The sequence below is a fragment of the Kribbella rubisoli genome (assembly GCF_004217145.1).
Taxonomy (GTDB): domain Bacteria; phylum Actinomycetota; class Actinomycetes; order Propionibacteriales; family Kribbellaceae; genus Kribbella; species Kribbella rubisoli.
This window is the reverse complement of the sequence record NZ_SHKR01000013.1, coordinates 779,775-793,497: the sequence shown is the minus strand read 5'-3', so window position 1 is coordinate 793,497 and position 13,723 is coordinate 779,775. Positions and strand designations below refer to the sequence as shown.

The window sequence follows — 13,723 nt, the reverse complement described above, 5'->3', positions numbered from 1 at the left end:
GGTGAGGGGTCGAGCGGGGCTAGGGACGATCGACGATATCCCTCGCCGTGCGCACGATCTCCCACAGCGGGCTGTCGGTCCGAACGTAGTAGACGCGGCTCTCATTGTCCGGCCTCTCGATGTCCAGCAGACCGGCGTTAACGAACCTGTCCAGCTCCTGCCGAATCGCGGTGCGCCCTCCAAACATCTGCGGCGGCTCCGATTGGAAGAAGCGCTCCTTGTTGTTTCTCAGGATCCAGAGGGCAAGAGGAAGGCGACATGCACGGCCAAACAAGTCATTGCTGACCCGCGCGGCGTCCATTGGCTAGTCCTCTGTCTAGTAACATGAATCTTGTTACATGTTACCGACATTCAGATCTGCAGCCAGCCAGGAGGCGGTCGTAGCATGGCAGTGGATAGCTCCATGGGGGGTGATTGGGGTGCCGCAAGACTCGCTTGCCTCGGCACTGATTCAGGCTGAAGCATCCGCTGTTCGGCTGCGGCAGGCCGAGCCACTACGTGAGGCAGCACGCTCCCTCGTAGATGAGGCCGCGCGACTGGGGTGTAGTCAGCTTGTGCCGGCCAGCCAGGCTGCAGCCCCCCTGGTTACGGCCGCAATGCTTCTAAGTGACGGCACGATTCGCATGATCAATTCGGACGTTGTCACCACCGACAGAGTCGGGCTAGTCGATGCGGCCACAGTCACCGGCGGCGCTACCCGGGCCTGCGGGCTTCAGCTCCGTGACCGAGGCGCAAGCTGGATCGCGGCGATCATCTACGACCGTGTGCGGCCAGACCTTGATGACTTAGACGCCGATCCGACGTTCGACTCGGTGTCGGAGCTCAGCTGCGGCTAAGCCAGAGACCGAGCACCAAGGGCAGCTGCCGCAGCCTCAACATAGTCCTTTGACACGCCTAGGCGTTCGGCCGCATCCAAGGCATCTTGCTTGGTGCCTCCGCATGCGCGCCCGAGCGTCGGGCCGTTCATGACGTGAACGGTTTCTGACCGGTCCAAACACGCCGTCAACGCAGCTCCTTCGAGCCTGAGCCGATCTTTCGTCCCCTTGCTGATCTTCGATTTCGCGTTGTAATCGGCTTCGAAGAGAACGGCGACTGCCAGGTCCTGATACGCGCTTAGAGCGCTGTTCAATGCGTCCCGCAGCTCCCTAGCCTGAGTCGCCTCGTCGTGGGACGGATTGCACACATGCTCGATGCAGTCCACAACGTCACCGGCGCTGACTTCAATTACTACCGAGAAGATGACGCGTTTCGTACCTCGTGTTCCAGCACGCAATCCGAGAACATGCACGCGACTGACCCTACACTGAGCGGTATGGCATTGGGAGCGGTCGGCGCGACGGTCGCCGATCGCTACCGCTTGGAGAAGTTCTTGGGCCGTGGCGGCTACGGCGAAGTGTGGCGAGCGCACGACACGTACCGGAACCACACGATCGCCCTGAAATTACTTCTCAATCGGGATCGCCGTCAAGCGTGGTATGAGGCGTCACTTCTCACCGCACTTAGCAGTCCACACATCTTGGCCGTCAACAATGCCGACGTTGCGGTTGACGTGCCTTACCTCGATACAGCTCTGGCCAAGTGCTCGCTGGATGCTATCTCGCAACCGATCGGGGTCGAGCCCCGCCTGGCGATCGACTGGACTCGACGGGCTCTCCGCGGACTTGATCTCTGTCACCGCCGCGGCCTACTGCATCGCGATGTGAAGCCGGACAACATCTTCCTCACAATGGAAGGAGACGCGCGTCTCGGCGATTTCGGAATCGCGGCGCTCATGGACGCTGCCGGTTCGGCCGCTCCAGATGGCGATCCACGCATCTGGGCACCTGAGTTCTACCAAGGCACACGCGCCACCGTCGCGTCTGACATCTATGCAGCCGCAGTCACCCTCTACGCACTCCTCGCTGGGCGTATGCCATTCAATCAGACACACCAGGCCGACCTCGACGCAGCCATTCAGACGGGCGATTGCCCAGATATTCGTGATATCGCGCCACACGTAAGCCGGGCCTTGGCTGACAAAGTACGGCAGGGTATGGCCCTCCTCCCATTGGAGCGGTTTACATTGGCGTCGCTGTTTGACTCAAAACTGGGAGGTCTTCCGTCGAGGCCACGTCACATCGAACCAATCTCAGCTCACCAAGGTCATGATCGGTGTTGGCATATCGCGGGCAAGGGTGCAGCGATATACGTGTGCCTCACCTTGCTGCAGGGTTCCGCGCAAGCCAACATTGAGACTCGCAGGGTGAACTCGGGAACGCGGGTGACTGAGCACTGTGCCCAGATTAAGGCGACGGATATACCGATCCGGCTTCGGAGGCTTTTTGGCGCTCTCATTCGTTAGCCAGAGCGTCGCATTGGAGCCACAGGCCGCTTGGAGAGGTTGGCTTCATGGGACGAAGCGCCCTACTCCCTCAGAGGAGAACCGTTCCTGTTAGATTAGCGACCTCGCCCTAGGTCGCGTCATCCGAATTCTCCGGGACCCACGAGACAAACCTCTGCCTGGTGGCAGACCCATCAATACTGCGAGCTTGGCGACACATCTTGCGCAAGCGATCGACTCGGACCGGCCCAATGATCAAGCGGGGGTCGCGGCCGACGATCTTGTCCTCGCAGCTCAGGTTCGAGTGTCTTGCGCCTAGACCATATAGGAACTTATTGCCCAATAGCGCGTCGCACCAGTAACAACCGTTCGACATGTATTTGCGACCAAGCGCCTTGCTGTAACGCTCCTTGATCACACCAATTGGCAGCGCGGGGCTGGGTTTGATCCTGCCAATCATTTCGTCGCAGATCCGAGCAAGCACGCCCTCATGCTGGGCGCTGATTGGCTCATAATTCTGCCCTGTGACGGGATTCAATGGCTGAATTCCCACCACGGCGGCCGTCGGCCGGCCGCAGCGGTAGCACGACTCTTCTAGCAACTGCAAGCTAGCCGGTAGCGCGGGCGGCATAGGGCCACAGGAGGCAGCCCAGGCCTCAAGTGCACGACGTGGAACCCAGCGCAGCTTCTCTGTCATTCGCCACTCATCCCGCGCACGCGTCAGTTCCAGGGTGAGCTCGTCCCGCAATATCAAGTCAATGGTCACAGTCAGGCCGCACTGCCGGGGAAGCCACTCAGCTCCATAACCAACGAGGTCTTCGACCGGCCTCCAGCCACATACACCATGCTCGACCACCCAGGGCTCATCCGCTATGCGCTTGTCCGGCACGATCAGCGCCCCGGCTCCGGTGCACCACTGCCAGTCCTTCTTGGCGAGCCAAACTGTGATCATGCCAGACACTCGGTGGCGCGCTAGCCGCTCAGCGACATCGTCCGGTGCCATAGGTGATCGCTGGACCTCCCAGGCTATCGGCTGGCCGTCGCGACGGGTCGTCAGCACATCCGCGCGCCAACCATCACCAGGCGCCTCCACCTCAACCATGCATCCCTGAGCGCGACCCCTGGCTGCGATCAACGCCTTCAGCTCGAGATGTATCGCGGTCTCGCCTGCGGCCGAACAGTATTCCGATCGACGACGGTGGGCGAAGAACCGCATTCCCAGCTTCGACATCTTGGCAGACATCGGCCCATCGCAGGCGCGACATGCCAGTACAGCAGGTGGACGCTGCCGGTAAACATCGGACCAGACTATGCCTTGACCGACCAGACCAAGGTCATCGATCGTCGCGTCGAGGAGCTTGTCACCCAAGCGTGCAGTCAGTGGCATCAGCTACACCTTAACCGCGCCATTCGGGCAGGGGACCATGCTTATAGGTTAGACACATCTGGCAGCAGGCACGCACAGAGCAAGCTCGCGAGAGTTGACGTGCTGCGGCTAAAAGATGAACATTGTTCGCAAGTCCAATGACAGACGCACCGCGTCCTTCTACCTCCGCGGTCAGTGGCGTCGGAGCACAACCACGTACTCGCGATCGATGCTCGCTTGATTGTGTCGTGTATATGACATGTAACGATTCTTGATGGGGTAGCTTAGCACTTCATCAAGGGTGAACTGCTCCATCGCCATCTCGGTGAACAGCCGCTCAGTCGGAATGACGTCTCCATTCCACTGAGATTTGCCAACCACAAAAACCGCAGGTGATCCGGGCTCCATGCGAGGCGCCAGTTGAGCGAAGACCTTGCTCATCGCGGTCACGTAATGACGAAAGTCCCCAGCCCGTTTCGGATGCTCGGCCCGAATCCTCTCTTCCCATTTGGCCGCCAGGGGCCCTGGCTTCCACGGACCCTGAAGCAAAGGGTCTTTTGCTGCAATGTTCGGTCGCCCAATGTAGTTCGGGAGAAGCTGTAGGCGATCGAGCTGACTAACGGTCAGCCCGAGCCAGAACATCTCTAACTGGTGACGACGATAGTAATCAACAGCGTTGTGGTACGGCGGTGAGGTGATGACCGCGTCAACGCTCTGCGGCAAGCCGCGAGGAAATTTCTTCGCATCGCCTGCCCAGACACGCGGTTCAACAAATCCTTCAGGCAGCGCGCTTCCCCACTCGTCGACGGCCCCGATCATCTTCTTCAGCCCGATCCGTAGTAACGCGAACGGGTTGATTAACCGCCCAGCTGCGTCGCGCTGCTTCATGTGTGATGTGTACTCCAACCCAGACACTGGGACTGGGTCTGCATTCGAAGAGTTCCGGATGATCGAAGCGAACGCGATTCGCAGGAGGTCTCGCGTGCGCCGGTCGATCGCAAGTTGCTCGATGGTGGCGAGAATGCGCGCCAAGTCAACTACGACATAGGATCGAAACCAGTGCTGCAGATTCGGAATAGCCGGCAGCAGCAAGCCCTCCTGTGCCGCCACCTTCTCGGCTTGCTCGGGCGTGATGTCGTGGTGCATGAATCGCTCGTACTCACCGGCTGGCCGCTCTAGCGTGTCCAGCTGTCGCAGCAGGGTGTCGACAGCTCGCCGGACTTTCGTCCGGTTGTACTTGTTAGCCTTCGCTCGTGCCACGGCGACAGCCAGCGGGTCGATGTCGAGACCAAGGCCAATCCGACCGCTCACTGCGGCCTCGATCAACAGGGTTCCCGATCCCACGAACGGATCGAGCACGACATCGCCCTCGCGGGTGTACTTCTTCAGGATCGCTGTAACCACCGGCGGATGGAACTTCGCAGGGTATCGGAAGATGTAGTGGGTGAGTCGCGGGAAGGGACCCGCAGGTAGCTCAAGAGCACCACGATGGACGCCGTCACCTCTCTTGGCGGACACTTCACCCTCCTCGACGTCGAGAAGGGCTGGTCCACGCGCGTGGACCAGCCCCTAATGCGTCTGCTGAGGCTACTACGGGAGTGCGGGATCAGCCGACGCCGACGCGCCGCGCAGCTCGCGCTGCGCAACCGATCAAGCAAAGTCGTTCACACAGCGCGTTCGATCACGTACAGTGCACGAGGTTGACCTTTGAGTGGGGAGGACTCTCAGGATGGCGAAGCTCGACTCGATCATCAATGCAGGGACACCAAAGGGAATCGTCCCTGTCGAGATCAGCTATCGCATTATTGAGCTGTTTTCGGCCGGTCTCTATTCGAGCCCACACAAGGCAATAGAAGAGCTGGTCTGCAACTCGTACGATGCCAACGCGACGTCGGTCGATATCCTCACGGCCCCGAGCATCGAACCCGAGAATCCAGAGGCATCGATCTGGGTAATCGACGACGGCACGAGTATGGACATGGAAGGGCTGAACCTACTTTGGCGGATTGCCGAATCGACGAAGCGAGCCCAGGAGAACTCCGACCGACCCCCCATCGGCAAGTTTGGCATCGGAAAGCTCGCTACGTACGTTCTAGCCTCTCAAGTTACCTATGTCTGCCGCACCGAACAGGCTGTACTCGCTGTCTCTATGGACTACGGCAATTTGGATGCGGAGAATGACCCTGGTATACGGACCGCGACTCATGATCTTACAGTTCGCGAGTTAAACGAAACTGATCTCCGGCGATTGTTGGCCCCGGTTTCTGCCTTCGCAGGAGGGAAGGCGATCCAGAAGCGCCTATTAGATCCGAGATCCGGCACATGGACGGCCGTCGCGATGAGTGGCCTCAAAGACAAGGCATCACAAATCAAGCAGGGCCGCTTGAACTGGCTACTGTCGACAGCTCTCCCTAACAGCCCGCAGTTCGCCTTACGCCTAAATGGCCAGCCGGTTGTACCCAAGAAGTCTGAAGCTGACCTTTTGGATAGCTGGAAGATTGGCGAACGACCGATCAACTCAAAAGGGGTAGCGGCCACCTTTGACAAGCAGGGAAATCCTGTGGTTACCATCGAGGGTGTCAACGGATCTCTTCACGGCGTTGTGGAGATTTACAAGGAGGTGCTTGATCCAGGCACGACAAAAGCAGAGCGCTTACTTGGCCGGAGCCACGGATTCTTCGTGATGGTGCGCGGAAGATTGGTCAACCTCGACGACCCGTTGTTTGGTCGCACACCTCTCTCACATTCCTCATTCGCCAGATTTCGCCTCGTCATATACGCCGACGGACTTGACAATTACCTAACTTCGGGTCGCGAGTCAATAGCCGACTCGCCGGCGGTCGACAGTCTACGCGAATACCTTAAGTTGGAGTTCAACCGGGCACGCCTGCTCTATGACGCCTGGGTCGAGGATGAAACAAAAGCTGCCCGATTGAGTACGCGCATCGGCAAATCGGACGGCGCAATCACTAGGCGACCTCTAGCCGGTGCGGTCAAGCGTGCTCTCAGGGGCGAGACGGGTCAATTGACCTTAATTGACACGCCGGACGACTTAACAGCAGAAGAGGCGGAGCAGCTCAGTGACGATATCGGCGAGGCCGCCGTGTCGGAAGATGGGCTAATCGAATCAATCGAGGCAGAGGCGCGCGGTGCTGACGCCTTTCTTTCTCGGTATGATGCACAACGCCGAACGGTGTATGTCAACGTACTGCACCCCTTTTACGGCAACTTCATCGATCTAGTGAAGTCGCGCGACATTTTCGATGCTTTTGCGGTCGCAGAAGTGCTCACCGAGGCATACCTGATCGAGGAAGGGGTCGACGCGAGCACCGCTCACCGGATCCTGGCGCGACGCGACACTTTCCTCCGCGAACTCGTAGCAAGAGATCGGCGCAGTGCACCAATTATCGCTCAATACCTCCTTGACCAAGCCGACAACGAGAAGGGTCTTGAAGAGGCCGTCAAAGAGTCACTCAAGGTCCTTGGCTTCGAGGTCAGTCCGATCGGCGGGAACGGTACTCCGGATGGGCTGGCGACCGCGACACTCGGATATCGCCGGGAGATGGGAGCGAAGGCTGATTACTCCTTCACCTACGATGCTAAGAGCAGCAGCTCAAAGAGGATCACCGCGGATAAAGTGGGTGTGAGTCGTCTGGCTCGCCACCGCGAAGACTATAAGGCAGACTACGGAATCGTCGTTGCACCCGATTTCGACGGCGCCGGTGATGAAAATTCCGCTCTGATAAAGGAGTGCCGCGCCGACGGCAGAATCACGCCGGTCAGGGTTGTTGACCTCGCCCTACTGGTGATCGTTGCATCCCGCCGGCAGCTGAGCTTCACGCGCCTGCGCGAGATTTTCGAGACGTGTCGCACGCCAGTTGAAGTGCGCGATTGGATCGAGGCTGCCATGACGGAGCCTGAGAGCAAGCCGCCATTCCGCGAGATATTGGATGTTATCCAGGAGCTGCAACAGAGCTACGAGGATGCGGTGACGATCCCGGCGGTCACCATTACGTTGCGCAATAGGGGAATACGGCTTCGCGAGGCCGAGCTGACTGAATACATCCACTCAATGACGACGCAAGCGCCGGCGTACATCGATCTCGCCGCGAACGATGTACGTTTGAATGTTTCTCCTGAGCGAGTGATGCACGCGATGTCCCGACAGGATCAGGAACTGGACAACTTTGCAGCATTGCTGCATAGCCATTTGACTGCAGGAGTAACGGCTGCCTTCGATTGACACGTCGAGGATCCCGCCCCATCCCGGCTCACATACCTGAAGGCCACGACCGCTGCGGACTCCAGATCAGCCCGATCGGGAGTCCGGCGCGTGAGTCCGATCTTGAATGTGGAGTCTCCTGATAGATAGTGCCCGCTGCCCAGCCAATCGCTCTTTCGGCGCAGAAGAACGCCAGCGATGCCCGGCCGTCGAGTACGCCATTCCACGCTCCTTCGCCAGGCCCACATTGGTCCCCTATCCGCCCGGCAAAGAAGTAGAACAATACCGGCGCATGCAGCGCTGACTAGCTCGGGCTGACCTGATCCGGAGGTGACAACCGGTCTCAGTCATGTTCTTGTTCTCGGACAGGGAGCGAATCACCTTGAAGTCCTGGCTCGGCGCGAGACGCTTGCTGAGATCCTGCAGACAGGTGGTTCCACGTACGGATCGCACGGACGTAGCCTCACCCGCGGCTTCCACACCAAGTGTCAGAGCTCGTCGAGTCGACACACTGGTCCGCCAGGATGGTTGCCGGCAACCCGTGTTGCGGGCCGGCCGCGTTCGTACGCAGCAGGCCCTGCACGGATCCAGTGGGTCTCAGCTCGCGCTTTCAATCCGCTCAAAGATGTCAGCGTCAGTTTCTCGCTGCCAGGCTGGCATGTCGTCCCAGTCGGCTACGTAGCTGGGTTTGGGGTCGGGGATGTGACGGTATATCTGCGCGATCCAGCACAGCGCCACAAACCGGCCCTTCTGCTCCCGGCTGAGCTTGCTCGTGTTTCCTTCAGAGACCTCGACGAACGCCCGCACCTGCTCGTAGACCGCCGCCGCGCTCTCCCGCTCCCAGTCGGGTGTCTCTTCCCACGGTGCGACGTACCCGGGCTTTGGTTCGCCGGAGTAGTGCTTCGTCAGGCCTGCGATCCATGCGTCACGGAAGATGCGGCCCTGTTCGTTCGACAACAGCGTTGCTCCTTTGGACGGGTGAGATTCCTACAGCGGCGAGCGCTCGACGGACAGCGTGCCGAGGCGCGCTTCGTCCGAGGCCCTCTGGTCGACGGTGGCCGGCACGAGGCGGGACATGCCGAACCGACGGTTGCTCATGATCGAGGCCTTTCTTCGAGAGGTCAGGCAGACTTGCTGTCGTGCAAAGGGAGGACGTCGATGTCCTCAACGGGCCAGTGTGCGTACGTCTGCGTGGTGCCGACTTTCTTCCACCCCCAGCGTCGATACATCGCGTGAGCCTGTGCACCTGGGCGGGAGATGAGACTCGCGAAGGCCTCTGGTCGGTCGGCGAGGAGAGCGTCGACGAGCTGGCGAGAGAAGCCGCGGCCATGGAAGTCCGTGTGTACGCCGAGCTCGATCACCGCGAAGAGGGGGCCTGAAACAATGTCGGCCGGAGGCGGGTCAGTCTCGACACCGGTCCACCATCGTCCAGCAGGGAAGGTGAATCCATATGAGAACCCTACGAGTCGCCCGTCGAGCTCTCCGGCGACCAGGACGAAGCCGTCCATGCCGGCATGCTTCCTGATCCGGATCTCGAACTGCTCAATGTCCTCATCTGACATGTCGTACGGAGGTTCGAAGTAGGCGTTCGCATAGAGCGGCTTGAGTCTCGAGATGAGTTTGAGGGTCTCGATCCCCGGATGGCGAGTCAAGGTCAGGGTCATGCTTTCTCCCTCGGAGCAAGCCGCTGACGTCCTCGGGTCAGGCATCAATGGCTGAACCAGAAGCCAGACGTTGCCGCTCAACCCGACCGGTCAGCCTATTGCTGGCGACGAGTGGCGACGGTTCGACAGTACGCAGTCTCGACGGCCACAACATAGAAGACACATGTTCGATCTTCGCCGCGTGAGCGCTCAGTCGACTGCCAACTCCCAGGCCACTACCTGAGGACGTCTACCAGCGGCGAAGAACTCACCGGCCGCCGCACGAGCCTCCTTCACAGTGATCGCGCTGCCTTTGCCCATGGTCGTCGGCACGCCGCCGTAGTCGAAGGTGGCCTCCTGCGGCTCATCCAGGGTGCCAGCTGAGCGGTACTTTGCGGAGCCCTCGAAGTCGTCGTAGAGCGTCAAGGAACTGAACGCCGCCCCTAGCCCAATGTTCATCGTGGCGAGCTCGTCCGCACTGACCAATTCGACCCAGGTCGGCCGGGGCAGACTTGCGACTCGATCAAGCAGGTCGTCGAGCGCGGCCTGGCTGCCGATGCGCTGCTGTCCCGCGTCATCGTCGTAGTAGGCCGTCAAGAAGTCGTTCATGCGAGTCCTCTCCCATCACCGATGTAGACCTTATAGTCGCCTGGCCAATAGACCGTCAGCTTGGCACCGGGTGGCAACTGCCACGGCAACGTGTTGTCGCAGCCGTACCGTCCACCGCAGGGCCGCTTGTTCGCGTACAGAGTCATTTCTCGAGGCATTCCCGAGCGGCGCATGAGTGCCGCTGCGTGGCCCTCCGCGTGTTCTCGCGCAGCGTCAAGGCTGGCGGTTCGGCCGCCGAGACCTGGCGCCGTACCTCCGGGTCCCCGCGTCCCGCTGCGCACATGAATCAGGCCTCCACCGTCCGGCCGGGTCAGAATTCCGGATGTCGGCCCGACGTCTCCCGGCCGCTCGGGTAGCCGCCGAAAAATCTGCTCGATGAACGGAGAGGGCTCCGGCTGATCTTCAGCTTCATCACCGGCACTACCGTCCTGCGGCCGATCTTCGAAGGTACCCCGCGACGGCGGTTCATCCTTCTCCGAACTCGTCTCATCGCCGGCCTGCACGGGCTTGTCCGGCTTGTTGGCTTCCGGTTCGTCGTCATGGTCGTCACGCCGGCGGTCCGCGGGAGGCGTACTGCCACCTGGCCCGAGCGCCCGTTCACCCCTCAAGCCGCCGCTTGGTTCGGCGGTTCGAATGCCGCTCACCATCTGCTCGACCCACTGCTTCGCTCGAGCCTCAGCCTGAGACAAGTAACGGGCTGCCTCTTCGCAGCGCCTTGCCGCTTCATCGAGCTGCATGGCGGCCATTCGGGCGCTTGGGTTGCTACTGGTGCTCCCGATCCATGCCGCGGCTTCGCGGCACTTGCTGGCTCGGTCATGCAGGTAGCCGACCGCCCGCGGGGCCTCGTTCAGGCAGGCGAGCAGCCGATCAGCGACCCGCTGCAGCTCAGAAGGCATGCGCTGCCTCGGCTAACTAAATCTGGTCGGCGTAGCCGCGGCACCCGGCTTCGGCGATCTGCAACGACTGGACGGCTTGGTCAACCGACTTGGCAGCCGCATCCAGCATCGTCGCGATGTCCTGGTCAGCCCGCGTCGCTGTGCCCCGAATGAGGGCCTGAACCTGCTGGCTGGACTGTTCGAAACGCTGCTTGAAGCCAGCCAGATTGGCTGCGCCTTGCCTCGATTGGTCAGCCAAGCCGTGCAGCTGCATCTTCATCTGTTCGACTTGGGACATGTACGGCTCCTCACTTGGTTAGACAGTCAGCGATCTGCTGGGGCCGATTGACAAGCCGCGCGGTAGCGCGGCAATGATGGTCCCGATACGGGAGGACGATCAGGCAGATGATTCGACGCAAGAACGCCTTGTTGGACACGGCTCTCGCCTGCGTGGAACGTGGTATTCCGGTGCAGGCGGCAACTATCGCGGGTACGCCGGACGGCGGCTGGATCACCGATGTCGATGCCGCCCGCGCCGTCTGGGACGTCGCCGAGCCGCCGAACCTGGGTGTCACATCGTGCCCGACCATGGCGATCTGGCGCCTGCCGCGGATCGCCGGCGCGTACGGCAAGCGGCTGTACGAGCAGGATCGACCTGGGATCTGGCCACCGACGATGAAGCTGCCGGATGGCGACTGGATCACCTGCACGCTCCCGCCCGAAACCGACCTTGGCCCGCTGGCGACGGGCGTTCAGTACGTCGAGCCGGGGACACTCGTGGTCATCCCGCCTTCGATGACCGTAGACGGCCGGCTGAGGTGGGACGGGTCGAACTTCCCGCTCCATCCGCTGCCGAGTGCCGATGCGGTGCTGTCGAAGGTGCTGCGCGCCGAAGAGGAGTATGTCAAACTGCACGGCCAGCTCGGCTGAAATCTCGCCAACCGTGCAGCAGGACATCATGACTCAGCCCTTTTGACCAACGGCTAGGAACAGCGAACTGGCTGCCACCAGCTCCGGCATCTGGTCTGCCAGGCGGGAGCACTCCAGCGCCGTGTCGAGCGGGTCGTGCTCGGCCAGCTTGTCGGTGTACGGCTGGTTCTTGAAGTGGGCATCGATCATGACTGTCAGCCAGCCACCGGGACCCGTGAGACCGAAGATGTTGACCGGCCGCAGGCCGGCGCTGACGAGTTCGCTGCGTAGCTCGCTTTCGCGGTGGTAGTAGCAGTGCGCCATCCGCTCGTTGGCGGAACTGTGGCCGGTCTCCAGGATGTCGCGCACGACGCCGTGACGCGTCAGGAGCGTGTTGGCCAGCGTCGAGCCAATCAGGTTCGCTGCTCGGTTGATCGCGACGGCGGCCAGCACGCCACCGGGGCGCAACACCCGCAAGGCCTCGCGAAGCGCCAGGCGACGGTCGCTTGCCTCCGGCAAGTGGTAGAGCGGTCCTGCCATAAGTACGGCGTCGAACGACTGGTTCGACCATGGCAGTCTGCGGCCGTCGCCAAGTTCCGCGGTGATGCCTGCCGCGTTGGCTTGGTCGACGTGACGCTGGACTGGATCGAGTAGTACGACGTCGTGCCCTTGGTCGCGTAGCCAGCCAGCGTGGACACCGGGACCACCGCCGATGTCGGCCACACGAGCCGGAGGCGGCGGGAACCACTGGCCAAGGAAGTCGTAGAGCCGAGCCTGTTCCAAGCGGCCCTTTACGGTCGAGCTCAGTCGAGCAGCCTCGTCCCAGCGGCTCGAGTAGTGGTCTTCGATTGCCCGATCGACGGTCAGCCGATCCAGCGGGATAACGGGCGTATCCACAGCGCTCCTATCATCGAGGTGGAACAGCGGGCGGGCGTCCGCTCTGCAGGCTGTGCGCCCGCCCGCTGGTCTTGGACGGCACTGCCCGGGTGGTTGCTCGCCCAGGCACGTAGGCCCCAACCACCCAGCCAGCTGTGACCGAGGCACCCGTCCGGGCCTCGGTGCTTGAGCGGCTGACACGGAGCGGACTCGCTTCCACGTCCCGTGCCAGCCGGCGTTGCGCGGCCGTGGCCGAGTCCTCCACAGGGGAGAGAAGGACTCGGACAAGACCGCGGTACGGCGGAGCCGATGGGTGTGCAGCGATCTTCTGCACGTGAGGGGCTGAGGACCACGGCTCCCCACCGACTCCGCCAGTTCATGGGGTGACCTCGTGCCACATGATGCGAGCCCCCGTGGCCCGCTCAAACTGCACACGCACCTCTGCCGGATCTCCCACCAGGGCCAGGTGGCGGAGCGGCCGCGCCTGTGCTGGCCGTTCACGAGTCGGCAGCATCTTCATCCACCGCCGCGTACGGCTCGATGGTGATGCGCAGGCTTGCGAAGCGCCGCGTCATGCCCGCCTGGTACCGGAGTGCGTCGGCCGGCTCGCCGGTGTAGTCAGCGATGACATGCTCACCGAACCAGACGCGGACGCGCCGGGCGGCCGGTCGTGGGATGTCAGTAAGTGCTGTCACTCGCCCCGCACCTCCCGCGCGATGTCACGGACTGTAACGACATACAGTCCCGCCGCTATGAGGGTGAGAATCCAAAACCCGGTTGTCATGACTGGCTCCCGTTGGGGGCGGCGACCGTCTGGTCGCCGGTAGCCGCGTCGATGCGCTACGTGACCATCCTGGCTCCGGGCAACGGGGCCGACTTGCACACCTGTGTGCAAGTCTTCGG

General features: G+C 61.5%; 13 protein-coding genes. 3 read left to right on the top strand and 10 right to left on the bottom strand.

The window, feature by feature from the left end:
- Positions 1-19: 19 nt before the first annotated feature.
- A complete protein-coding gene (locus EV645_RS23915) occupies positions 20-301 on the bottom strand; it encodes a hypothetical protein (protein ID WP_130446178.1) in 282 nt (93 codons plus the stop codon).
- A gap of 882 nt (positions 302-1,183) precedes the next feature.
- Between EV645_RS23915 and EV645_RS23910 the strand changes: the two genes are divergently transcribed.
- Entirely contained in the window at positions 1,184-2,341 is a 1,158-nt protein-coding gene (locus EV645_RS23910; RefSeq protein WP_130446177.1) for a serine/threonine-protein kinase, read from the top strand.
- Between the two features lie 109 nt (positions 2,342-2,450).
- On the opposite strand, the gene EV645_RS23905 is transcribed toward EV645_RS23910, so the two are convergent.
- Both EV645_RS23905 and EV645_RS23900 read right to left on the bottom strand, forming a co-directional pair.
- Positions 2,451-3,707, bottom strand: coding sequence for a competence protein CoiA family protein (locus tag EV645_RS23905; protein ID WP_130446176.1), 1,257 nt, complete (start codon positions 3,705-3,707; stop codon positions 2,451-2,453).
- Positions 3,708-3,878: 171 nt separating this feature from the next.
- Positions 3,879-5,204: a DNA methyltransferase gene (locus EV645_RS23900; RefSeq protein ID WP_277877082.1), complete on the bottom strand. Its 1,326-nt coding sequence runs from the start codon at positions 5,202-5,204 to the stop codon at positions 3,879-3,881.
- 211 nt (positions 5,205-5,415) lie between these two features.
- Here EV645_RS23900 and EV645_RS23895 point away from each other — a divergent pair, with 211 nt between their 5' ends.
- Positions 5,416-7,929: an ATP-binding protein gene (locus tag EV645_RS23895; RefSeq protein WP_130446174.1), complete on the top strand. Its 2,514-nt coding sequence runs from the start codon at positions 5,416-5,418 to the stop codon at positions 7,927-7,929.
- Between the two features lie 576 nt (positions 7,930-8,505).
- On the opposite strand, the gene EV645_RS23890 is transcribed toward EV645_RS23895, so the two are convergent.
- From EV645_RS23890 to EV645_RS23870, 5 genes are all read right to left on the bottom strand, one after another.
- Positions 8,506-8,865: a hypothetical protein gene (locus EV645_RS23890; RefSeq protein WP_130446173.1), complete on the bottom strand. Its 360-nt coding sequence runs from the start codon at positions 8,863-8,865 to the stop codon at positions 8,506-8,508.
- A gap of 164 nt (positions 8,866-9,029) precedes the next feature.
- Positions 9,030-9,572 (bottom strand): GNAT family N-acetyltransferase, encoded by a 543-nt coding sequence (locus tag EV645_RS23885; RefSeq protein ID WP_157997146.1) that lies wholly within the window; start codon positions 9,570-9,572, stop codon positions 9,030-9,032.
- Between the two features lie 189 nt (positions 9,573-9,761).
- A complete protein-coding gene (locus tag EV645_RS23880) occupies positions 9,762-10,160 on the bottom strand; it encodes an Imm1 family immunity protein (RefSeq protein WP_130446171.1) in 399 nt (132 codons plus the stop codon).
- The gene (locus tag EV645_RS23875) at positions 10,157-11,056 is read right to left on the bottom strand and encodes a DddA-like double-stranded DNA deaminase toxin (RefSeq protein ID WP_130446170.1); all 900 of its coding nucleotides are present in this window, start codon (positions 11,054-11,056) and stop codon (positions 10,157-10,159) included. The genes EV645_RS23880 and EV645_RS23875 overlap by 4 nt, the downstream gene beginning before the upstream one ends.
- Before the next feature lie 16 nt (positions 11,057-11,072).
- Entirely contained in the window at positions 11,073-11,333 is a 261-nt protein-coding gene (locus EV645_RS23870; RefSeq protein WP_130446169.1) for a hypothetical protein, read from the bottom strand.
- 107 nt (positions 11,334-11,440) lie between these two features.
- Here EV645_RS23870 and EV645_RS23865 point away from each other — a divergent pair, with 107 nt between their 5' ends.
- Positions 11,441-11,965, top strand: a complete 525-nt coding sequence (locus tag EV645_RS23865; RefSeq protein ID WP_130446168.1) for a hypothetical protein — start codon at positions 11,441-11,443, stop codon at positions 11,963-11,965.
- A 33-nt stretch (positions 11,966-11,998) separates the two neighbouring features.
- Here EV645_RS23865 and EV645_RS23860 read toward each other — a convergent pair whose 3' ends face one another.
- Together EV645_RS23860 and EV645_RS23855 are read right to left on the bottom strand one after the other, a co-directional pair.
- Positions 11,999-12,841, bottom strand: coding sequence for a class I SAM-dependent methyltransferase (locus EV645_RS23860; protein WP_242000603.1), 843 nt, complete (start codon positions 12,839-12,841; stop codon positions 11,999-12,001).
- A gap of 476 nt (positions 12,842-13,317) precedes the next feature.
- A complete protein-coding gene (locus tag EV645_RS23855; protein ID WP_130446167.1) occupies positions 13,318-13,515 on the bottom strand; it encodes a hypothetical protein in 198 nt (65 codons plus the stop codon).
- Positions 13,516-13,723 lie beyond the last annotated feature (208 nt).

What these genes read in the sequence shown, in the direction of transcription:
- EV645_RS23915 (WP_130446178.1), bottom strand. Translation starts at nt 301, where the DNA reads ATGGACGCCGCGCGGGTCAGCAATGACTTGTTTGGCCGTGCATGTCGC.
- EV645_RS23910 (WP_130446177.1), top strand. Translation starts at nt 1,184, where the DNA reads ATGCTCGATGCAGTCCACAACGTCACCGGCGCTGACTTCAATTACTAC.
- EV645_RS23905 (WP_130446176.1), bottom strand. Translation starts at nt 3,707, where the DNA reads ATGCCACTGACTGCACGCTTGGGTGACAAGCTCCTCGACGCGACGATC.
- EV645_RS23895 (WP_130446174.1), top strand. Translation starts at nt 5,416, where the DNA reads ATGGCGAAGCTCGACTCGATCATCAATGCAGGGACACCAAAGGGAATC.
- EV645_RS23885 (WP_157997146.1), bottom strand. Translation starts at nt 9,572, where the DNA reads ATGACCCTGACCTTGACTCGCCATCCGGGGATCGAGACCCTCAAACTC.
- EV645_RS23880 (WP_130446171.1), bottom strand. Translation starts at nt 10,160, where the DNA reads ATGAACGACTTCTTGACGGCCTACTACGACGATGACGCGGGACAGCAG.
- EV645_RS23875 (WP_130446170.1), bottom strand. Translation starts at nt 11,056, where the DNA reads ATGCCTTCTGAGCTGCAGCGGGTCGCTGATCGGCTGCTCGCCTGCCTG.
- EV645_RS23870 (WP_130446169.1), bottom strand. Translation starts at nt 11,333, where the DNA reads ATGTCCCAAGTCGAACAGATGAAGATGCAGCTGCACGGCTTGGCTGAC.
- EV645_RS23865 (WP_130446168.1), top strand. Translation starts at nt 11,441, where the DNA reads ATGATTCGACGCAAGAACGCCTTGTTGGACACGGCTCTCGCCTGCGTG.